Origin of the sequence: Herbaspirillum sp. C7C8 (assembly GCF_022627875.1) — a bacterium.
GTDB lineage: Bacteria > Pseudomonadota > Gammaproteobacteria > Burkholderiales > Burkholderiaceae_D > Herbaspirillum.
Genome location: NZ_JABXGG010000014.1, coordinates 122,105 through 143,136 on the forward strand (window position 1 = coordinate 122,105; position 21,032 = coordinate 143,136).

A 21,032-nucleotide genomic window follows, 5' to 3' on the forward strand; every position below is an offset into this window, starting at 1 on the left:
AGGGATGAGGGAATTTGTTTCCGTTAATTTCCTTGCGTTGTCTCTGCGGCCTCTGCCGCCGCTCCCGCAGTCAGCGCCGAGACCAGCAGGCAGGCGGTCTCCACCGCAGCCGCCTGGGCCAGTTGCAGCGGGGCCGGGCGCTGCCGCGTCAGGGCCTGCAGGGTAGAGAAGTCCTGGTCTTGCAGGGCTTGCTGCACGGCAAGCAACCAGTCCGGCACGGCGGACTCGACCGGTTGCGGATGCGCCCACAGGTGGCTGGCGGCAGCGGCCAGCCGACGCGACAGGGCCACCGCCATGCGGCCGCGTCCCTGGTCGCGTGGCGGCCAGCCGCGTTCGCGCGCCAGGCGCTGCAACAGCAGCCCGGCCTCCACATTGGCCACACAGGCCGCGCGCCGGTGCGCATGCAGGGGGGCCAGGCCGGCCTTGTCGGCGACGTGGTCGCGCACCGCCAGGGCGGCGATGAGATAGCTCAGGTTGAGGCTGGCCATCTGGCGCAGTTGGCCTTGCGGATCTTCCTGCTGGCGACGCGGCCAGAACAGATAACTGGCCGCCAGCGCCACCAGCGCCCCGATGACGTTGTTGCCGGCCCGCAAGGCGGCATTGGTCAGCTCATGCGCAGGATCGCCGCCGACATCGGCCACCAGCACGAACACGGGCGTGAGGAAGGTGGCATAGAGGCCATAGCTGACCGGACGCAGCGCCATGGTCAGCACCGTGAGCGGAAACACCAGCAACGCCAGCCCCAGAGGCGAATGCACCACCAGGCAGACGGCCACGGCCAGCGCGCCGCCGACCACGCTGCCGATGGCGCGCTCCATGCTGCGCGACCAGCTCTCGGCAATGCTGGGCTGCATGACCAGCATGGTGGCCATGGTGGCCCAGTAACCGAAGGGCAATGCCAGCAGATGCACGATCAGGTAGGTGAGTCCGGCGGCCGCAGCGCAACGCCAGGCATGATGCCATTCGGCCGAACCGGCACGCACGTGCAGCGCCGCCTTGCGGCCCAGTGCGCGCAGGCGGTGCAGCAGGGCAGCCACACCGTAGCGCCGCTCACGTCCGGCGCGGGCGGCCTCTTTGAGGCGCGCAGGATCGTCGGCACCCGGCGCCAGCGGTGTATCGAGCTGCAGCAGCAGCCGTCCCGTGCCACTGGGCAGGCGCGCCACCAGCTGGCGCAGGCGCAGCATGATGCGCGCGTCTTCATCGGCGGCAATGGCCTGGCCACGCTGCATCTCGCGCTGCATGGCCTGCAGCTGGCTGGCGATGGCGCCCAGCACGCGGGCACTGCGCCGCCGCGCGTGCAGGGGTTGGTAATGCGTCAGTTGCAGATCGGCCAGGACGGTGATGCCATCGAGCAGTGCGTCGGCACGGGCCAGGCGTACCAGCAGATTTTCGTAGAGGCGGCGTGACTCGGTGCGCTCGACGGCCACCGCATCCAGCGTACGCTGGGCGGCGGCCAGATCGAAGCGCGCATGGCGGCGGGTGTGGGCCGCCAGTTCGGCCGCATGCACGGCGTAGGCGGTGTCTTCCAGATCCGTGGCTGCGGCCAGGGCGGCCAGCTCGGCCAGCGTGCCATAGGCGCGTGCCACGGCCTGGCGCGCGGGAGCGAAGGGATGGATGCGCCATACCGTCAGGCCCAGCAGCAGCGCCCACAGACAGCCCGCAAGATAAATCAGCACGTGGCTCTGCGCCAGCGGCCACAGCAGCACCGGGGCGTCGGCCATGATGGCCGAGACGCCCGCAGCCAGCATCAGGACCAGGCCCGCAGCGGCACCATAGATGCGCGAGAAGCCGGCCACGCCGGCGCAGGCCATGATGGTCAGCAAACCCGCTTCCACGCTCCAGCCGGCGGCGCTGGCGGCGATCATGCCACCCAGCGTCGAGACCAGCGCGAAACCGCCCATCGAGGCCAGGCGCGCCCGGTTGGAACCGGCGCTGTCGGCCAGGCTGGTGAGGAAGGCGCCGATGGCCGCCCACGAGAACAACGGATTGCCCAGCCACTCGCCCAGCAGCAGCATGGCCGCCGCGCCACAGGCCGCACGCAGGCCCTCGGACAGGTTGGCATGGCGCAGCGGGAACTGCATCTGCCAGCGCTCCACGCGGGTGCGGCAGCGGCGGCAATAGTGCAGCAGGAGAAAGCGGTACGGCAAAAACCGTGCGGAAAAACGCGACGACGGAAGCGGCGGCATGACGGAGCGGGCGAGCGGGCAGAGGGAGCAGGGCAGGCACTGCAGGGAGAGTGCCGACCCCTGCGCACTCACTGGCGTGACGACGTCATTCCGGTTCCGCCTTCACGGGTGAGGAGGGGCGGCAGGGTTCGGCAAGTCCAGTATAGGAAACCGAACCATGCACGGCATGACTTAAATTCGCCGATTCCATTCCAAAATGGAATGCCCGCGCTGTGCGTCCCTCTGCACTGCGCTGCCCGCGGGGGGCTCACTTGCGCACGCGTCCACCGGCAAACAATTCCTCGCTCAAGGCCATCCAGGCGCGTGCCGCGTAGGAGAGATAAGCGCCGCGCGTGACGTAGGCCACCTGCCACTGCACTTCCGGCTCCACCAGTCGGACTGCCTGCAACTGGTTGGTGGCCAGGCGGTGGATGAAGGGCTCGGGCAAGAGCGCTGCGCCCATGCCGGCCAGGGCCATGGCGACCAGCCAGTCCCACTGGGCGCTCTGGGCCACGATCTCGGGCTCGATGCCCAGTTGGCCGAACATGCCGCGCAGGCTGCGGGTGAGGCCGAATTCGTTGTTGAGCAGCACCAGCGGCATGCCATCGAGCTGGGCGCAGCGCAGGGTGGTGCGATGCTTCTGGAAGCGCCCGGTCTGCGCCACCGCCCACATGGGGTAACGCGCCACCGGCAGGGTCTGGAGCTCCAGTTCGGGATCGGCGGGCAGTACGGTCATGCCGATCTCCAGTTCGCCATGGGCCACGCGCTCCTCGATCTGCGGGCCGGTGTCTTCCTTGAGGACGATGGCAATCTCGGGATGGCGTTCGCGGAAAGCCTTCAATACCGGGGTGCAGAGGATGTTGATCATGGGCGGGATACCGATCTCCAGACGGCCGCAGCGCAGTGCCTTGGTATCGCGTACCTCGGCGTCCAGCCGCTGCATGGACGCCAGGATCTGCTGGCCCTGTTCGTAGACCACGCGCCCGGTATCGGTGAGCTGCAGGCGGCGGCCGTCGCGTACCAGCAGCGGGGCATCGACCTCATCCTCCAGCTGCCGCACCATCTTGCTGACGGTGGACTGGGTCACGTGCAGGGCGTCGGCGGCACGACTGAAGCTGGCCTGGCGAACCGTCTCGGTGAAGTAGCGCAGGGCGCGAATATCCATGGCAGCAGCTTTCGGCAGTCAATTTTGGGGGAGCGGGGAGTATTCATTTTCCGACTGGAACGGCGGAATTTTAATCATACAGTGCATACCTGCGGGCTCCTATACTTGAAGCAAACAAGATGCAGGAAGTCCGTCAAGGATGCCCCTGTCCCCCCCTTAAAGAACCCGAGCAGGAGCACACTCTCATGGATAGTCAGCGCATTGGCCAGCCCGCCCTGGTCGGCAAGCTCATGTCTGCCGCCCAGGCGGCCACCTTCTTCCACAACGGCATGACCATCGGCCTGAGCGGCTTTACCCGCGCCGGTGACGCCAAGGCCATGCCGCGCGCGCTGGCTGACCGGGCGGCGCAGGAGGAACTGCATTTCACCGTCATCACCGGTGCCTCGCTGGGCAATGGCAGCGACGGACTGATGGCCGAAGCGGGCCTGCTGGCGCGGCGTCTGCCGTTCCAGGTGGACCCGACGCTGCGCAGGAAGATCAATGCAGGCGAGGTCATGTTCATCGACCAGCACCTCTCGGAGACCGCCGAGCAATTGCGCAGCGGCACGCCCTCGCGCATCGACATCGCCGTCATCGAGGCCGCCGCCATTACCGAAGAAGGCATTGTGCCGACCATGTCGGTGGGCAATTCGGCCAGCTTCGTGGAGCAGGCGCGCCATATCGTCATCGAGCTCAATACCAGCATGCCGCTGGCGCTGGAAGGGCTGCACGACATCTACCTGCCCGCCGCGCGCCCCGAGCGCAAGCCGATTCCGCTGACGGCCGCAGGTGACCGCATCGGCCATCCGACCATTCCCTTCGATCCCGAGAAGGTGGTGGCCATCGTGCTCACCGAGACCCCCGACAGTCCTTCCTCGGTGCTGCCGCCGGACGACGAGACCCGCGCCATCGCGCGCCATGTGATCCACTTCCTCGAATGCGAAGTGGAAGCCGGACGCCTGCCGCACACGCTGGCGCCGCTGCAGGCCGGCATCGGCACGATTGCCAATGCGGTGCTGCACGGGCTGGTGGAGTCCCCCTTCCGCGATCTGGTGATGTATTCGGAGGTGCTGCAGGACAGCGCCATCGACCTGCTCGACTCGGGCCAGCTGGCCTTTGCCTCGGCCTCCTCGATCACCCTGTCGCAGGCCAAGTATGCGCACTTCCTGGCCAATCTCGATCGCTATCGCGACAAGCTGGTATTGCGCCCGCAGGAAATCAGCAATCATCCGGAACTGGTGCGCAGGCTGGGCATCATCGGGCTCAATACCGCGCTGGAATTCGACATTTACGGCAACGTCAATTCCACCCACGTAGGCGGCACGCACATGATGAATGGCATCGGCGGCTCGGGCGACTTCGCACGCAACGGGCAACTCTCGATCTTCGTCTCCAAGTCGGTGGCCAAGGACGGGGCGATCTCCAGCGTGGTGCCCATGGTCTCGCATGTGGATCACACGGAACACGACGTCGATGTGCTGGTCACCGAATGGGGCCTGGCCGACCTGCGCGGCCTGGCGCCGCGCGAGCGCGCCGTGAAGGTGATCGAGCAGTGCTGCCATCCGGACTACCGGCCGCAGTTGCGCGATTACTTCGAACGCGCCTGCCGCGCCGGGGGACATACGCCCCATCTTTTGGCAGAAGCCTTCACATGGCATCAGCACTACGCCAGCCACAAGACCATGCGACTGGACTGAAGCTTCATATCCCGCCCGGGTCCACGCCCGGCGCCCCCCGTCCCACGGCCTGGTGCACGACGGCAGGCATGGCTTCCTTCATGGTGTCGATGAAGTGGCGCAGCCGCGCCGGGTAGAAACGTGCATACGGGTACATCAGCGACACCGGCAGCGGCGCCGGCTCCCATTCGGGCAGCAGTTGCACCAGGCGGCCGGCGGCCACGTCTTCGGCCAGCACCCAGGATGAACCCACGGCCACACCCATGCCTTCGATGACGATGTTGCGCAGCGCATACAGGCTGTCGGTGACCAGCTGCGGGCGAAACCCCACCTGACGCTGCTCGCCGCTGGTGGCGTGGGTCAGCGTGATCTCGCGGCGGTAGAAGGCGGGAATGGCGATCCACGGGAAGCCGGCCAGGTCTTCCGGCTGGCGGGGCAGGGCGCGCCCCTGCAGCACGGAGGGTGCTACCACCGTCATGCGGGGGACCTCGGCCAGGTGGATGGCGACCACCGAGGGATCGTTGACCTCCCCGACCTGGATGGCGCAATCGATGCCCTGGCTGATGAAATCGGCCGCCCGGTCATGCAGCAACCACTCCACCGTGATGCGCGGATGGCGCTGCATGAACTGCAACAAGGGCGCGATCAGCTGCTTCTGACCGAAGGCGTGCGGCACCACCACCCGCAGCGTGCCTTCGGCATGCTGGCGGGCCCCGCGCAATTCGCTTTCGAACTCATCCCAGCCGGCCAGCAGTTCCTTGGCACGCTCGTAGCAGCGTTCGCCGTCCTCGGTCATCTTCATGGCATGCGTGGAGCGCTGCAGCAGGCGCACCCCAAGCGAGCGTTCCAGCGCCTGCAGACGGCGGCTGACGGTGGGTTGCGTGGTCGCGAGCTGGGCCGCCGCCGCCGACAGGCTGCCGGCCTCGACGATGCGTACAAAGGTCTGGATCAGTTCGATCCGGTCCGTCAGGCCGGTGGCGGAAAAGCTCGGGGCAGGGGAGAGAGGCTTGGTCATACGGCTAACGTATAACAATTCTGCCGTGGGCGCTACTACCAGATGCGAGCCGGGAGGCGGACAATCCGTTCCAACGCTGGCAGGAGGGGGATTTCCCGGGCCGGCCGCCAGACCCATCTTATCGAGGTTCCATCATGAACAGCATTCCCAAGACGCATACAGGCGCCGCCGCTGCGGCTTCTCCCCATCCCCATGCCCACGGTCCGTCGGTCGGACTGATCGGGCTGCTGGCCACCGGTGCCGGCCTGGCCGTGGCCTCGCTCTACTATTCGCAGCCCATGCTGGGCGTGCTGGCCGATGACATCGGCGCCTCCGAGCGCGCCGTGGGCATGGTGCCGATGTCGACCCAGCTGGGCTACGCGCTGGGCATCCTGCTGCTGGCGCCGCTGGGCGATCGCTATGACCGCCGTCGCATCATCCTCATCAAGGCGGCCATCCTGACGGTCGCCCTGCTGCTGGCTGGTGCGGCCTCGGGCATCGGGGCACTGCTGGCGGCCAGCCTGGCCATCGGCCTGACGGCCACGCTGGCCCAGGACATCGTCCCGGCCGCCGCCACCCTGGCGCCGGAACAGCATCGCGGTCGCATCGTTGGCACCGTCATGACCGGTTTGCTGCTGGGCATCCTGTTGTCGCGGGTGGTGAGCGGTTTCGTGGCCGAACACTTCGGCTGGCGCGCCATGTTCGTCGGCGCCTCGGCCAGTATCGCCCTCATCGGTCTGGCCGCCTGGCGCGGTCTGCCGCGTTTCCATCCGACTACGCACCTGTCGTATGGCGCGCTGCTGGGGTCGCTCGGCACCCTGGTGAAGAAGCATGGCGCGCTGCGTCGTGCCGCGCTGGCCCAGGGCTTGCTGTCGGTCGGTTTCTCGGCCTTCTGGTCGACCCTGGCGGTGATGCTGCATGGCGCGCCCTTCCATCTGGGTAGCGCCGCTGCCGGTGCCTTCGGCCTGGCCGGTGCTGCCGGTGCGCTGGCGGCGCCTCTTGCGGGCCGCATCTCCGACAAGAAGGGGCCGGAGCTGGTGACTCGTCTGGGCGTGAGCCTGGCGGCGCTGTCCTTTGCCTCGATGGCCTTGTCGCCGTGGTTCTCGACGCAGGGTCAGCTGGTCTTGCTGGCACTGGCCGCCATCGGCTTTGACCTGGGCGTGCAGGCCACGCTGGTGGCGCATCAGACCATCGTCTACAGCATCGAACCGGGCGCCCGCAGCCGTTTGAATGCGGTGCTGTTCGTGGGCATGTTCATCGGCATGGCCGCCGGTGCCGCCCTGGGCAGCCTGGCCCTGGCGCAGTGGGGCTGGATCGCGGTGGTGGCGCTGGCCGTGCTGGCTGCCGTGCTGGCGCTGGTGGTGCGCATGTGGCCGGGGGCGGCCAGGGCGCGTTGATTTGCCTTCTTGCGGTAGCAAGACCAAGGACGACGGTCCCGGCAGTTGCCGGGACCGTTTTTTTTGTTTTCCCACAGGCTGGGCCATTTTTGCCGGATGGGAAGATGTGCCCCGGGCGTCCTCCTGGCGGTCGACATCTTCTATAATCCCGGGCAGGAGACAACCCATCGCCAGCATGTTGCCCGCCCGTCAATGCGCCCCTGCGGCGCGGCCAGGCAGCCATGCAGCGAACGACAAAGCAGGGTGAATGGCATGGCACTGTATTTCAAGAACAAGCGACACAAGACCTTCCTGGGTGCGCCCGTGGGGTGGCCATTGATGGTCCTGATGGCGGTCGACCTGTGTATTGCCGCGCTGATGTTTCTGTCGGACCACGACTGGAGCGGCCTGATCCTGCTGTATCCGCCGCTGGCGTTGGCGCTGGCGATGCTGGCCGATGCCAGGAAGGAAAAGCAGGCTGCCGAGCAAGCCAAGCGCCAGGCGGCGCGGCGCCAGCGGTCCTGAGCACAATCGACTTCCCCTTTCCCATCGCCACGATCACCACCGATGACCCAAGCTTCCGACCGTGCTGCGCTGCTGCTGGTATCGCGCCTGAATTTTTCCTATCCCGGACTGGATCTGTTCCAGGATTTTTCGGCCCGCATTGCGCCCGGCGTGACCCTGGTGCGCGGGGGCGATGGCCGCGGCAAGACCACGCTGCTCAACCTGCTGGCCGGCTTGATGCCCGCGCGCGACGGGGTGCTGGAGTTGAACGGCCTGCGGCTGGACAGCGAGCCTGAGAATTATCGCCGCCAGGTGTTCTTCATCGATCCGCGCACCGAGGCTTATGACCAGATGACGCCGCCGGAAGTGTTTGCCGCATTGGCCGAACGCTATCCGCATTTCGATCACGCGCAGTTGCCGGCGCTGACCGAAGGCTTGTCCTTGACGCCGCATCTGGAGAAGAAGCTCTTCATGCTCTCCACCGGCAGCAAGCGCAAGGTCTACCTGGCAGCGGCCTTCGCCGCCCACGCCACGCTCACGCTGCTGGACGATCCCTATGCCAGCCTGGATCGCGCTTCCATCCAGTTCGTTGCGGCTACGCTCAACGCGCATGCCGCAGATGCCGATCAGGCTTGGGTGGTGGCCATGTATGAGACGCCCGAGGCAGTGCGCCTGGCGGGGACCATCGATCTGGGGGATTGACAATCCGCCAGGGCAACTGATGCCCTCCCATCGCGCGACGCTGCAGCATGACGGCCTTCCGGGGCCACCCTATTGCGCACTGAAGTTGCCGGTACTGGCAATGAGCGTGGCACCGCAGCTGGTCATGTGGCCTTCGTAGGCGACGGCGAGGCCATCGATCTTGTGATGGGGATGTCCTTCGGTGATGGTGCAGTTGTCGTGTCCTTTCTGCGGGCAGCTGCAGACGTCGCCCACCCGCGCCACGGGCAATCCGCCGACCTTGAAATGGCTGGCGCTGACTTGCGTGACCTTGCCGCCATGGGAGGTGGCGTCGCCGAGACGGATGATGTTGGGCATGCGGATTCCTTTCGAGGTGGAGGTGGAGGTGGAGGGGGAAGGGTCGGAGAGGGCGAGGGCTTGTGCGCCTCATGGCGACGGGCTTGAGGCTTGCGGCCCCCGGGTCGGGCGCAGGCGGAAGCTGTTGAGCACCTCATCCCATAACTGCAGGGCTTGTCCATCGGTCATCCTGGTCGGTTGCGCATTGCTGTTCTTGTCGTGATGGCCGGTCGTCAGTTCGATCTTGATGGCAGGCGTATCGAGCGAGCCCTGGCCCTCAGTCTCCCAGATGAAACTGTGACTGCGTCCGCCGCCGCTGTTGGGCGTGGTGACCAGGAATTCCTGTCCCTGGTAGGGGCCGACCTGACGCTCGCCTTTGCGCAGCGTGCGTACCGCGGTGGCGAGATGGCCGAGTGTCTGCAAGCCGCTGCTCATGCGATCCAGCAGCGGTCGGTCGTGCTCGCTCATGGCCAGCGGGTAGAACCAGACAGAGACAAAGGCATCGGGGTGGCCAGCGATGTCGATATCGATGCCGGCTTCTTCGTTTTCCCAATCAGGGTTGGCGATGAAGCCGCCTTCGAAGCAGTAGCCGGGGTCCGTGGGAATGTCGTCGTCTTGACGGGTTCTCAGGTTGGCGAGCAATTTTTTCATTTGAGAAACGGCATAGTCTTGGCGACTGCTCATTCCTGGGGGAGGAGGACTCATGCCTGCATCGGTCCTGAAATGAAATTGAATACCATTCGCCCAGTGATACCCATCTATTTCGACGACCGTGGTGACGAAAGAACTTTCCCAGTAGACGTGTATTCTGGAATGGGTGTCAGGCATTTCTACCAATCTCAGAAGACTGGGTTCACTCTCATGTTTTTCACTTTGGAGAAGCCGCTCGCGATCGGCAAGACGGGCCAAAAAATCATCAGCCTCCATGGCCTGCGGTCGCTCGATCCGCGTGAAGTCATACAGGTAGTTTCCTCCACTCAAAGTAGAGCCTTTCGGTGCATCGATCAGAAAGCGACCTGCACAAAATGTCGTCATCGGGCTGGGCGATTTGCTCATGGTTGAAGATCCGGGATAGATTGAGAGGTCTCCGGACATCGCGACGGTACACATGACCAGCGAGATGCCATTGATGAAGAACGGGCTTTTGAAATTCATGATTTTTTGAATTCGTTTCGCAGCCATTCCGATTCACAGACGATGTTGACGATGGAATAAAGGGTGACTGGCCATGTCCTTGCTCAGCGCGGTACGGCCCTGTTCGTCGGTGACACCTTCAATGACGCTGCCATCCTCCAGCTCGATGCGATAGCGCTGCCGCACGTGGGGCCGGCCACTGCCACGCCGGGCCAGGATGAAGCGCTCGTCGGTACGTAGCGCGCTGGCCGATAGCTCCACGCCAGGCGGCGCACTGTCGGCACCGCTGAGGTGATGGAAATCGGCCGAACGGATGGTGTGCTCGCCACGGCTCTGCTGGGTGATGACGCCGCCGCCCAGATCGATCTGCGCCCCTGCCGCCAACAGGCGCAGCTTGGGGGCTTGCAGGACGATTTCATCGGCAGCCGTCAGGACGATGCGGCGCGCTGATGTCGCTTCGATGTCCCCGCCATGGGTCTGCAATTGCATCGGGCCGCTGGCGGCCACCAGCCGAATACCCAGCCGCTGCACAAACAGGCTGATGCCCTCGGCCACGCGCGCCAGCAACTTCCTGCCCACGGAGAGCTGGGTGTTGCCCACGCTGATGAGATCGACCTCCTTCTGCGCGCCAATGGCCACCCCTTCCTCGCTGGTGACGGCCACGCCCGCCGGCGCAGTCACGGCTACGACAGGCTGGCCGCCAGCGCCGCCCTCTGGCTGCGTATTGCTGCCAGCCTCCCAGGCATCGAGGCGCTCGCGCAGGCTGCTCAGGCTTTGCAGGCGGGTGCCGTCGGCATGATGGGTCTCGGCCAGCGCTGCCAGTTGCTGCTGCACCTCCTGCAGTACATGCAGCAGTCCCAGCATCTCGGCGCGATCCAGTTGCGTACCAGCGGCCTGATCGCGCGCGGCCGCACTGATGAGCACACCCTGTCCACCCCGCAGTGCCAGGGCCTGGTCCGTGCGCAGCTCGGCACCTTCGCCACGGGCCTCGCCGTAGCCCTCGCTACGGGGATGGGTGAGCCAGCCGAGATTCAGTTCGCTTTGCCCATGTTGCGAAGCAAGCTGGGCGCTGATCTGGTGCCGGGTGTCGTCCAGGCGCAGCTGGTTGTAGCGCTGGCCCTGGATCTCCTTGCTCCTGATGCCGGCCAGGAAGCGATTGCCCGGCAGGCTGCCCACACGGCTGAAGGCCGGTGGCAGCGACTGGCCGTTGAAGAGGCGGCCAATGACGATGGGCTTGTCAGGATCGCCGCCGAGGAAGTCGACCAGCACCTCATCGCCCACGCGCGGCAGATGGATCGCGCCCCATTGCCGCCCGGCCCAGTGACTGGCCACGCGCACCCAGGCGGAATCGCGTTCGCTGTCGCTGGCGCCGGCACCACGGGCATGCTGGTGATCCTGCATGCGGGTGCCGGGAAAGCGCAGCTTGATGCGACCCAGCGCATCGCAGTACAGCTCTTCGCCCGCCGGACCGACGACATGGGCACTCAGCAGACAGGGCCGGGGCAGATCCACCCGCGGGTCAAAGGGCGGCACCAACGGTATGCCACGGCGTACGCAGCTGAAGCGATTCAGATAACGCCGGCCCTGCTCGCGGCAAAGCTGGCGCAAGTACGCCAGCTCCGTCAGCGCGCTTTGCTCATGCTGCGTGGCTTGCTGCAGGCGCTGGTCCAGCGAAGCCGGAAGATTGTTCTCGGCATGGAAGGCCAGCCGGGTGATGACGAATTCGCGCTCGTGGGGCTGATGTGCGTCCAGTTCGGGGTGATCCTCCACGCTGATCCATTCGCCCACCCGCAAGGCCCGCACGGTGGAATCAGCCTGGAAGGTCTTGGTCTCCTGCGCCAGCCGCTGCATGCGCGTCGTCGAAATCTGGTCAAAATCTTCACCATCATCGGCGATGTGCGGTGCCTCGACGAGATAGTCGTCCAGCAGCAGGGCGAGACGGTCACCCAGTTCCCCCTGCTCGGCAGAGATGTTCACTTCCCTGTTTAGAGGCCCATTCCGGGCATGGTCCCAGGTCTGGCGGCTGACACTGCCCGCGCGCTGGCGACGCATGGCGCGCCAGCGCACGATGCCGTCCTGCGCACCGGGCGCGTGATCCTGCCGGTAAGGGACGGTGCCGGCCGCGTTGCGCGGCAGCTGCAGGGGATCGTTGAACAGCACCAGCACATGCCGAGGACTACCGATCTGGCCGGGCGGGGACGGCTCGCCCGGACGGATGAACCAGCCGATGCCTCGCCGCTTCCACAGGCGCCGCAGGAAGTCGGCGTCGGATTCGTTGTGCTGCATGATGAATTCACGCGCCGGATACTGCTCCGCCAGCAGCGACCAGTCGACCTCGAAACTGCTGGCCAGGAGCGAGCTGCGCTGGCGCCATTCGTTGATGAGCACCTGGGTCACGTCCGTCTCGCTGGCGTGCAGGAACACTCGGGTGTTGATCCGTTGCCCGAGCAGGCTCAAGGCATCGCGCAGCACCAGGCGGTAACCGCTGAGTTCGTGATCGATCTGGTCCGCATCAGCTTCGGCGATGAAACCGCACACCGTGCGCAGTCGCCCCTGGTCGGTGACCAGCCGGATCTCTGCCGGTAGCGCCATGAAGTCCTTGAGCGGCAGGTCTTCATGCGGCGACAGGCACAGCAACTCATGCTCGCTGGTACCGCAGACCGATTCGCGGCCTGTCACCTGTCGTACCAGCAGCGCCTGCTGCAAGAACTGGTGTGACTGCGGCAAGCGCAGCCGGATGGCGCGGGCCTGTTGCGTCCAGGTGATGAAAGCCTCGGAGAGCGTGCGGTAAGGCATGCGGAGATCCTTGCTGGAGAATCCGTCCGGGCGGCATCCGGGAGCACGGACGATGCGCGGGCTGAACGGGAGATGGCGAGAGGAGGGATCATGCTAGAGGAGCCCGATGCACCATGGGGAGAAGCGGCAGAGGTTGCGCGGCAAACTCGTCAGAGTTCGACGAAGGACATTGCGCGGATGTCGTTTTGTTGTGCCATGCCGATCCTCGGCGGGGGCGCTATGATAGGCGACGTGCCGGCCCGACCGGCACATGCGGAGCCCGGCCCCATGCAGGCAGGGCCCATCGAACCCCATAGGAGACAAGACGTGCCACCAGACCTCGCGCCACGCCCCGCCATCACCTCGGCCCACTATCGTGCCGACGCCCCCGCTGCCTATGACTGGCAGATCCCCGAGTACTTCAACATCGGCCTGGCCGCCTGCGACCGCTGGGCCGATGGTAGCGACCGGCCGGCCATCATCGCCGAGGACGCCGATGGCACGGTCACGACCTGGAGCTTCGACCAGCTCAAGCGGCTGAGCGACCAGTTCGCCAACGTGCTGAGCGAGGCCGGTATCAAACGCGGCGACCGCATCGGCATTTATCTCTCCCAGCGCATCGAAACCGTCATCACCCACATCGCCGCCTACAAGCTGGGTGCGGTGACGGTGCCGCTGTTCTACCTGTTCGGGCCGGAAGCCATCGCCTATCGGCTCGACAACAGCGAAGCTTCTGCCCTCGTTACCGATGCCTCCGGCATGGACAAGGTCCATCTCGCAGGCGAACTGCCGGCGCTGAAGGTAGTGTTCTGCGTAGAGCAGTCCGATATCGTGCTGCCGCAGACCACCGACTTCTGGGACCGTCTGCGCGCTGCCCCGACCGTGTTCGAGCCGGTCATCACGCTGGCCGATGATCCGGCCATGATCATCTATACCTCCGGCACTACCGGCAAGGCCAAGGGTGCGCTGCATGCGCATCGGGTGCTGCTGGGGCACCTGCCGGGCGTGGAAGTCTCGCACGACAGTTTCCCGCAGCCGGGCGACCGTTTCTGGACACCCGCCGACTGGGCCTGGATCGGCGGCCTGCTCGATGTGCTGTTGCCCTCTCTGTATCACGGCGTGGCGGTGGTGGCGCGGCGGCTGGAGAAATTCGACGCTGCGACCGTATTCGGCTTGCTGGCGCGGCACGCGGTACGCAACGTGTTCTTCCCGCCGACCGCACTGAAGATGCTGCGCAGCACGCCCGATCCGCGCGCGCAATGGGACTTCGCGCTGCGCAGCGTGGCCAGTGGCGGCGAGACGCTGGGCGACGATCTGATCGCCTGGGGTCGGACAGCACTGGGCCTGACCATCAATGAGTTCTACGGTCAGACCGAATGCAATCTGGTGGTATCGTCCTGCGCGCAGCTCTATCCCGGTGCCTCCGGCAGCATGGGGCGGGCGGTGCCGGGACATGACGTGCAGATCGTGGATGAGGAGGGCCATGTCCTGCCGCGCGGCGAAGTGGGCAACATCGCCATTCGCGCGCCGGATCCGGTGATGTTCCTGCGCTACTGGCGCAATGAAGAGGCCACGCGCGAAAAATTCGCAGGCGATTTCCTGCTCACGGGGGACCTGGGCAACATGGACCCGCACGGCTACATCCGCTACCTGGGCCGCAACGATGATGTCATCACCAGTGCCGGCTACCGCATCGGCCCGGCGCCCATCGAGGAGTGCCTCATGCGTCACCCGGCGGTGCGCATTGCGGCGGTGGTGGGCGTCAAGGATGCCCTGCGCACGGAGGTGGTGAAGGCTTTTGTCGTCCTCAAGGAGGGACATGCTCCAGAAGCCGCCCTGGTGAAGGCCCTGCAGGAGCATGTGCGTTCGCAACTGGCAGCGCATGAATATCCGCGCGAAATCGCCTTCGTCGATGCGCTGCCCACTACGGCCACCGGCAAGATCATGCGCAAGGCGCTCAAGGAAAGCGCAGAGCGGGCCCCCTGAGGCGATGGGCTCAGACCCCGTGCACCAGCCATTGCATCAGCCACGACAAGCCGAACAGCAGGGCCCCGATCAATCCGCCGACCAGGGTGCCGTTGATGCGGATGGCCTGCAGGTCGCGGCCGATGTTGAGTTCGATCTGGCGTGACAGCTCGGCCGTATCCCATTGCTTGATGGTGTCGCTGATATGGCGCGTGAGCAGTTGGGCCATCTCCGGACCGAGACTGGCGATGGCCTGTTCCAGATGCGTATTGAGCGAGGCGCGCAGCGGGGCATCATCCTGCAAGGCAAGGCCGATCCAGCGGGTGGCGGCGCTGGCCCGGGCATGCAGGGCCGAATCGGAACGCGCCAGGTCCTGCCGCAGCCACTGGCGCAGGCTGTCCCACAGGCTCGCCACATAGGCGTTCACGGCCTCGCCCTGGACGATCTCGTGCTTGATCTCTTCGGCACGTGCGCGCAGGGCCGGATCGTCCTTGAGCCGCGCCACGAAGCCGGCCAGCTGGTGGTCGAAGGCCTGTCGCAGCGAATGCTGCGGATCATTGGCGATGCCGGTGAGCAGCTTGTCGAGGATGTCGGCGAGGGTATCGGCGGACTTTTCGCCGATCCAGTTCGAGGGCAGCAGTTTCTCGATCTTGGGATATTCCCGCTGCAACCATTCCACCATGCGCTCGGCGATGAAGGCCCGTGTCTGTTCGCGGTTGAGCAGCTCGGCCAGCGCCACGATGGCGCGGTCCAGCAATTGCTGATGGCGCCCCTCCAGCGTGAGCGTATCGAGAATGCTGGCCAGTGAATGCGACAGGTCCAGCTTGCCCAGCGCAGTCTGCAGGGCCTCGCGCACGAAGCCCTGGATGCGGCGGTCATCGGTGAGCGTGAGCACGCCGCCCACGGCCTGCGCCATGTAGCTCCCCAGGCGCGCGGCATTCTCGGGCGCGGCCATCCACGCAGAGAGCCACTGTGCCGGATCATGGCGGCGTACCAGCCCAAGCAGCGACTGGGGACTGAGGAATTTTTCTTCTACAAAGACCGCCAGGCTGTCGGCGATGCGGTCCTTGTTGCGCGGGATGATGGCCGTGTGGCGCGCCAGGAACGGCAAGGGAATGCGACGAAACAGGGCACTCACCGCAAACCAGTCGGCCAGCGCCCCGACCATGGCAGCCTCGGCCATGGCGCGCAGCAGAGCGCTCCAGACAGAGGGTGGCACCAGCGAGGCGAGCACGAACAGCAGCGCCGATCCCAGCAGGCAAGCCAGGGCGAGACGCTTGGTATGGCGCAAGGTTTGTTGTTTATCCATGGCATGGCGTGAGAAATGCCCGGCGGGATGCTCGCGGCATGAGACGGGGAGTCAAAACAAAGTACAAAGTTCTGAAGAATTTCGAAAGATCACTAGTAGTTTTTCGAAAAATGCCTACTGAAAGTTCGGCAGGAATCTCGATAAATTTCGATTATTCATCACGACATTCAGGCGTATAAGTGATTGTCACCGATAGTTTGTGCCTTTGTAATTGTAGCTAATCGACCGTCACCCCTAGCCGCACCGATCCTTGCGCTCATGAAAAATTCAGAGACTCCACCGAGCGCCCGCGTCATCTTCGGACAAAACGTCCGCAGGGTACGCCGGCTGAAAGAGATGTCACAAGAAGAGCTGGCCTTCCGCGCTGACATCAGTCGCACCTACCTGAGCGAAGTCGAGCGAGGGGAAAGGAATATTTCCGTCGACAACATGGAGGCCCTGGCCTTCGCGCTGGAGATGGAACTGCCTGACCTCATGCGGACCAGTCTTCTTTCGCTGCCCAGTGAGGATTCGCGCTGAGCATCGACATCTCGACTTGAATGCGCCGGGCGGGCGCGCCAGGTGCACCTCATCGCGTTACGCCTTTTTTTAACTTTCTGGTACGTGTTTTTGTTTGGCGTTTTGCAGGTTTTGCTGCAGGTCTTCCTGTTCGCCAGGGCAATGCTCAGGAAGCAATCCGTCTGCCTTCCAGCAGCGTCGCGAACTGCTCACCCGACATGGGGCGACCGTACCAATAGCCTTGATACAGCGTGCAGCCCTGCGCATGCAGCATGTCGCGTTGCTCCATGGTCTCCACACCCTCGGCGATGATGGACAGCCCCAGGCTCTGGCCCAGCATGATGATGCTGCGGATGATGCTGGCGGTAGCCGCATCGTCCTGCATCCGTCGCACGAAGCTCTGGTCGATCTTGATCTGATCGATGGGAAAGCGGCCGAGATAGGACAGCGAGGAATAGCCGGTCCCGAAATCATCGAGCGAGATGGCGACCTCATGTGATTTGAGGTCATTCATTTTTTCGATGACCTCATCGATGCGCTCGACCATCATGCTTTCGGTGAGCTCCACCTTCACTGCCCTGGCGCTGATGCGGTGCTGGCGGATAGTTTCGTGGAAACGTGCCACGAAATGATCGACCTTGAATTCCTGCGCCGAGACATTGACCGCCACCACCAGCTCCTGCCCCAGGTCTTCGCGGTGCCAGGTTTCGAGGTCCTGGCAGATGGCTTCCAACACCTGGTGGCCGATCTCCTCCATCAATCCCAGCTGCTCGGCCACCGGAATGAACAACGCCGGGGACACCATCCCCTTGGTCGGATGCTGCCAGCGCACCAGCGCCTCGGCTCCCACGACGTGACCATCGAAGGTGACCTGCGGCTGGTAATGGACCACGAACTGGTGCTGCGCCACCGCCGTGCGCAGTTCCACTTCCAGCGCGCTGCGCTGGCTGGCCAGGGCCTGCATGGCCGGATCGAAGAAGCGGAAGACATTGCGGCCCGCAGCCAGCGACTGCACCATGGCCAGCTTGGCCTGCATCACGGCTTCCTCGGCCGATTGCACGTCGCCGCGCAGGATGTTGATGCCGATGTTGAGGGAGTAGGGGAAGCTCACTGTGGACCCGCGCGGTTCGGCCAGTGCGGCCATGAGGCGGTTGGCCAGCGCTTCGCAGAAGTGGATGCCTTCAGCCAGTTCGCTGACGGCCAGATCGCAGCCCAGTGCAAAGCGCTCGCCATCGAGCCGTGCCAGGGTCTGGTCGGCGGCGACACAGGTCCCCAGCCGTCTCGCACATTCCTTGAAGAGCCGGTCCGCATCATCGGTCTTGAGCAGGCCGTGCGACAGGTCGGCGCGATGCACTTCCATGTAGAACACCACCAGCGGCAAGCCGTGTGACTGCTGCCGCCCCAGGCCACGCCGCAGGCGATCCAGGAACAGCTTCTTGTTGGGCAATTCGGTCACGGGGTCATAGAAGGCCAGGCGGTCAATGCGGCTTTCTGCTTCCAGTCGTTCGGAGACATCGATGATGACCCAGATCTGATCACTCTGGCGGCTACCATCGATGAGCGAGGTATGCAGTTCAGCGGGGAAGCTGCGGCCATCGGCGCGCTTGAGCAGAACGATCTCGCCGGCCGCGCCGCGCGGACGCACCAGGGTCTGGTTGACGTAGACGCTCTGGTACTGCGCATCCTCGAAGATCTGTGCACTGGACAAGGTGGTGAGCGCGGCGCCGTTAAGCGCCAGCATGGACTGTGCAGCCTCATTGGCGAAGGCAATCCGTCCATCACGCACGAACAGAACGCCAGCCGGGATATTGCCGAGAATCGCCGCCTGTTCGTCGAAGAGGGTCTTCAGGCTGATCTGCATGGCATCCATGCGGTGTGCCAGGAGGCCGATCTCATCCTTTTGCGGGAGTGCGATGCGGGTATCAAAGTGCCCGCGCTCGATGTGTCCTGCGGCGATGGTGAGCTTGCGGATGGGCGCGAGAATGCGACGATAGACCAGCAGTCCGATGATGAGCAGGGCGGCTACGGCCTGCGCCAGCAGCACCAGTGTCTGGAAGCGCTTGTCGGCGGCGAGCTTGTGCTGCAGCTGAGCATCGGACACCACCACCTGCACGCTACCGAGCGTGATCAGGCGTTCCGGCTGCTGCATGGTCAGGGGCAGTGTGCGCGTGAGCAGATTGCCCATGCTGCGCAGCGGTTCTTGCTTGCGTACGAGGATTCTGTCCTCGGGGTCGCGCACTTCCACCGAGACCACCTGGGTATCGAGCATGCTTCCTTGCAGCAGGGCCATCATGCCGGACTGATCGAGGTTCCATACCGGCAGCAGCAGGCTGTGCGCCAGGGTCTGGCTTTTTTCGTCGACCAGGTCGGTCATTTCCTGACGGATCTGCTGCTCGCGCGTGCCGTTGAGTACGGTCAGGGCGATCACCACCGGCAGGCTCAAGGCCACCAGCAGCGCGCAGGCGATATAGAGGCCGAGGCTGGTTGTCTTCTTGAGCATGGCGGGCCGTACGGGTCAGGGTTGGAAGATGGCTTGATGGACTATTTGAACCAGTCCATCTTGTAGGTCTGGATCGCCTGGTGTTCGATGGGGGTGAGGCGATCGTTCTTCAGTTCGATTACGCGCGGATGTGTCCCCAGCATGGCCAGGCGCGCGTTGCGCGTGGAGCGGTGTTTCTGGATGAGGTCCAGCAGGGCGCCGTTGCGATGGATCTTGCGCAGGCCATCAAGCAGGGCGTCGCGGATATCGTCGCGGCCGGGCGTGGTGTAGAAGAACAGGTCGGCCGGGTAGTACAGCACCAGGTCGGGCACGATGGCCAGCTGGTGGGCGGGATCGTAGGTTTCCAGTTCACTGGCGGCCTCGAAGATGGAGCGGTTGTAGAAATCGAAACGGCCGGCCTTGAGCATCTCGAACAGGTTCAGGTAGTTGCTCTGGACCACCTTGAGCTGGTTGGACTGCATGATGCTGGTATCGACCCAGCCGATACCGGAGCCGATGGTGAAGGCGCGCAGGTCATCGAGGCTACGGATGCTGCGGGCACGCTCCAGGCTGTGGCGGTTGGCCAGCAGCACACGGTAGCCGCCGCCACCGAGGTAGATGGGGAAGGGGATGGCTTGCAGCGAGCGCGTCATCCCGCTGCCTGCCGAGGTCGCCAGCAGATTGCAATACTGTCCGGTCTGGACCAGTTCCACATAGCGTTGGTCGGAGGTCGCCACATCGGCCACCTGGCAGCCCTTGATGGAAAAGGGGCGGCCACTGGCACGCATGGCCAGTTCGAGGACGGCCTTGCGGTAGTTGATCAGGGGATTGTCGTCATTGAGATCGGCGAGTTTGATCTCGATGACTTGCGCATTGGCGGCGGGTGATTGGGCGCGGGCAAAGGCGGCGCAGAGCAGACTCATCGCCAGGACGAGCAAGACCGCAGCTACGCTTCGGGCGCTCGACTTGTCTCTACTCATGGCGGTGGGGAGCTCGAATTGTTCAGTCGATGTTATTCAAGCGAGCGGGGAACCGCAAGGATTTGTGTGGGGTGGTGAGAATTTTGTGGCGGGATGGCAATGGGCGAGGTAGTCGGGTACAAAGACAGACGCCATGAGGAATTGAGATTATTTACATTGCGAAATACTGAAGTTGAGAACTGTCAGGGGTGATGTTCTTTGGATTGAATCCGGGAGTATCAGGGACGAGCCATACCGGCTGTTCGTTGCGCGTCATGCAGGTGAACGACATCAGGTATTTAGGGCCTTACCTGTTGAGCAACAGCTCCGCCAGCTCATCGAGCTCCGCTTTGCGCGCCTCCCAATCCGGCAATGCTCGCGCCAGGTGCTTGTAGAAACGATCGCTGTGGTTGTGCTCACGCAGGTGACTCAATTCGTGAGCAACAACGTACTCGATACATGGCCTGGGTGCCTTCACCAGAGACGGATTGAGCAATATCTCGCCTGTCGGTGAGCAACTGCCCCACTGCGTACGCATGGACAGCAGGCGCACCGGTGGCAATGTTCGGCGCAGTCCCAGGCGTGGGGCCATCTCAAGGAGCACCTTGGAAAATACATCCGCAGCACGCTGCCGGTACCAGTCCTCCAGCAGTTTGCGCACAGCCAAAGCGTCTGGCCTCGCGGCCATGATCTCCAATCGGCCGCGCCATAGACGCACACCCGATTCAGGACCTTCAGCACGCAAGACCTTCAGCATGTGACGCCGGCCGAGATAGAAGTGCGTCTCACCACTGACATACTCCCTGGGAAGTACGTGAAGTCTGCGCCGCTTCACAGCTTCCAATTGTTGCCAGATCCAGGCTGCGCGCTTGCGCACGGCTTGCTTGACCTCCGGGAGTGCCGCCCCCTCAGGCGCATCCACCTGTACTCCCCCCTCCGGGCTGACATGGATCGACACGCGCCGTGTCGGTCGCGGCAGATACCTCAGAGAAAAGCGTATCTGCTGATCTCCGTAGATCACGGCATGCAGCATCAAG

At 64.4% G+C, this 21,032-nt stretch carries 16 protein-coding genes; 6 read left to right on the plus strand and 10 right to left on the minus strand.

Features of this window, described 5'->3' with window-relative positions; all coding sequences use genetic code 11:
• Positions 1-23 precede the first annotated feature (23 nt).
• Complete coding sequence (locus HWE01_RS16825; protein WP_008333986.1) at positions 24-2,081, minus strand: FUSC family protein; 2,058 nt, start codon at positions 2,079-2,081, stop codon at positions 24-26.
• A 352-nt stretch (positions 2,082-2,433) separates the two neighbouring features.
• Entirely contained in the window at positions 2,434-3,330 is an 897-nt protein-coding gene (locus HWE01_RS16830) for a LysR family transcriptional regulator (RefSeq protein WP_008333985.1), read from the minus strand.
• A gap of 185 nt (positions 3,331-3,515) precedes the next feature.
• On the opposite strand from HWE01_RS16830, the gene scpC reads away from it, so the two are divergent.
• Positions 3,516-5,006: a succinyl-CoA:acetate CoA-transferase ScpC gene (gene scpC / locus HWE01_RS16835; protein ID WP_008333984.1), complete on the plus strand. Its 1,491-nt coding sequence runs from the start codon at positions 3,516-3,518 to the stop codon at positions 5,004-5,006.
• Positions 5,007-5,010: 4 nt separating this feature from the next.
• Here scpC and HWE01_RS16840 read toward each other — a convergent pair whose 3' ends face one another.
• Positions 5,011-6,000, minus strand: a complete 990-nt coding sequence (locus HWE01_RS16840; RefSeq protein WP_008333978.1) for a LysR family transcriptional regulator — start codon at positions 5,998-6,000, stop codon at positions 5,011-5,013.
• 134 nt (positions 6,001-6,134) lie between these two features.
• Between HWE01_RS16840 and HWE01_RS16845 the strand changes: the two genes are divergently transcribed.
• The 3 genes from HWE01_RS16845 (at position 6,135) to HWE01_RS16855 (ending at position 8,561) form a co-directional block, all read left to right on the plus strand.
• Complete coding sequence (locus HWE01_RS16845; RefSeq protein ID WP_008333972.1) at positions 6,135-7,376, plus strand: MFS transporter; 1,242 nt, start codon at positions 6,135-6,137, stop codon at positions 7,374-7,376.
• A gap of 252 nt (positions 7,377-7,628) precedes the next feature.
• Complete coding sequence (locus HWE01_RS16850; RefSeq protein WP_008333969.1) at positions 7,629-7,880, plus strand: hypothetical protein; 252 nt, start codon at positions 7,629-7,631, stop codon at positions 7,878-7,880.
• A 42-nt stretch (positions 7,881-7,922) separates the two neighbouring features.
• Positions 7,923-8,561 carry an ABC transporter ATP-binding protein gene (locus HWE01_RS16855; protein WP_241822370.1) on the plus strand — a complete coding sequence of 213 codons (639 nt, stop codon included), beginning with the start codon at positions 7,923-7,925 and terminating at the stop codon, positions 8,559-8,561.
• A 69-nt stretch (positions 8,562-8,630) separates the two neighbouring features.
• On the opposite strand, the gene HWE01_RS16860 is transcribed toward HWE01_RS16855, so the two are convergent.
• From HWE01_RS16860 to HWE01_RS16870, 3 genes are all read right to left on the minus strand, one after another.
• Entirely contained in the window at positions 8,631-8,897 is a 267-nt protein-coding gene (locus tag HWE01_RS16860) for a PAAR domain-containing protein (protein ID WP_008333964.1), read from the minus strand.
• Positions 8,898-8,966: 69 nt separating this feature from the next.
• Positions 8,967-10,031 (minus strand): T6SS immunity protein Tli4 family protein, encoded by a 1,065-nt coding sequence (locus HWE01_RS16865; RefSeq protein ID WP_241822371.1) that lies wholly within the window; start codon positions 10,029-10,031, stop codon positions 8,967-8,969.
• 33 nt (positions 10,032-10,064) lie between these two features.
• The gene (locus tag HWE01_RS16870) at positions 10,065-12,806 is read right to left on the minus strand and encodes a type VI secretion system Vgr family protein (RefSeq protein WP_241822372.1); all 2,742 of its coding nucleotides are present in this window, start codon (positions 12,804-12,806) and stop codon (positions 10,065-10,067) included.
• A gap of 306 nt (positions 12,807-13,112) precedes the next feature.
• On the opposite strand from HWE01_RS16870, the gene HWE01_RS16875 reads away from it, so the two are divergent.
• On the plus strand, positions 13,113-14,771 hold the full coding sequence (locus tag HWE01_RS16875) for an acyl-CoA synthetase (RefSeq protein WP_502798449.1): 1,659 nt from the start codon (positions 13,113-13,115) through the stop codon (positions 14,769-14,771).
• Positions 14,772-14,781: 10 nt separating this feature from the next.
• On the opposite strand, the gene HWE01_RS16880 is transcribed toward HWE01_RS16875, so the two are convergent.
• The gene (locus HWE01_RS16880; RefSeq protein WP_241822374.1) at positions 14,782-16,059 is read right to left on the minus strand and encodes a DUF445 domain-containing protein; all 1,278 of its coding nucleotides are present in this window, start codon (positions 16,057-16,059) and stop codon (positions 14,782-14,784) included.
• A 258-nt stretch (positions 16,060-16,317) separates the two neighbouring features.
• On the opposite strand from HWE01_RS16880, the gene HWE01_RS16885 reads away from it, so the two are divergent.
• The gene (locus HWE01_RS16885; RefSeq protein ID WP_175344541.1) at positions 16,318-16,578 is read left to right on the plus strand and encodes a helix-turn-helix domain-containing protein; all 261 of its coding nucleotides are present in this window, start codon (positions 16,318-16,320) and stop codon (positions 16,576-16,578) included.
• Between the two features lie 145 nt (positions 16,579-16,723).
• Here HWE01_RS16885 and HWE01_RS16890 read toward each other — a convergent pair whose 3' ends face one another.
• The 3 genes from HWE01_RS16890 to HWE01_RS16900 all read right to left on the minus strand — a co-directional run bounded on the left by HWE01_RS16890 (position 16,724) and on the right by HWE01_RS16900 (position 21,028).
• The gene (locus tag HWE01_RS16890) at positions 16,724-19,057 is read right to left on the minus strand and encodes a putative bifunctional diguanylate cyclase/phosphodiesterase (RefSeq protein WP_241822376.1); all 2,334 of its coding nucleotides are present in this window, start codon (positions 19,055-19,057) and stop codon (positions 16,724-16,726) included.
• A gap of 41 nt (positions 19,058-19,098) precedes the next feature.
• Positions 19,099-19,959, minus strand: a complete 861-nt coding sequence (locus tag HWE01_RS16895) for a transporter substrate-binding domain-containing protein (RefSeq protein ID WP_241822377.1) — start codon at positions 19,957-19,959, stop codon at positions 19,099-19,101.
• Between the two features lie 343 nt (positions 19,960-20,302).
• Positions 20,303-21,028 (minus strand): M48 family metallopeptidase, encoded by a 726-nt coding sequence (locus tag HWE01_RS16900; protein WP_241822378.1) that lies wholly within the window; start codon positions 21,026-21,028, stop codon positions 20,303-20,305.
• Positions 21,029-21,032 lie beyond the last annotated feature (4 nt).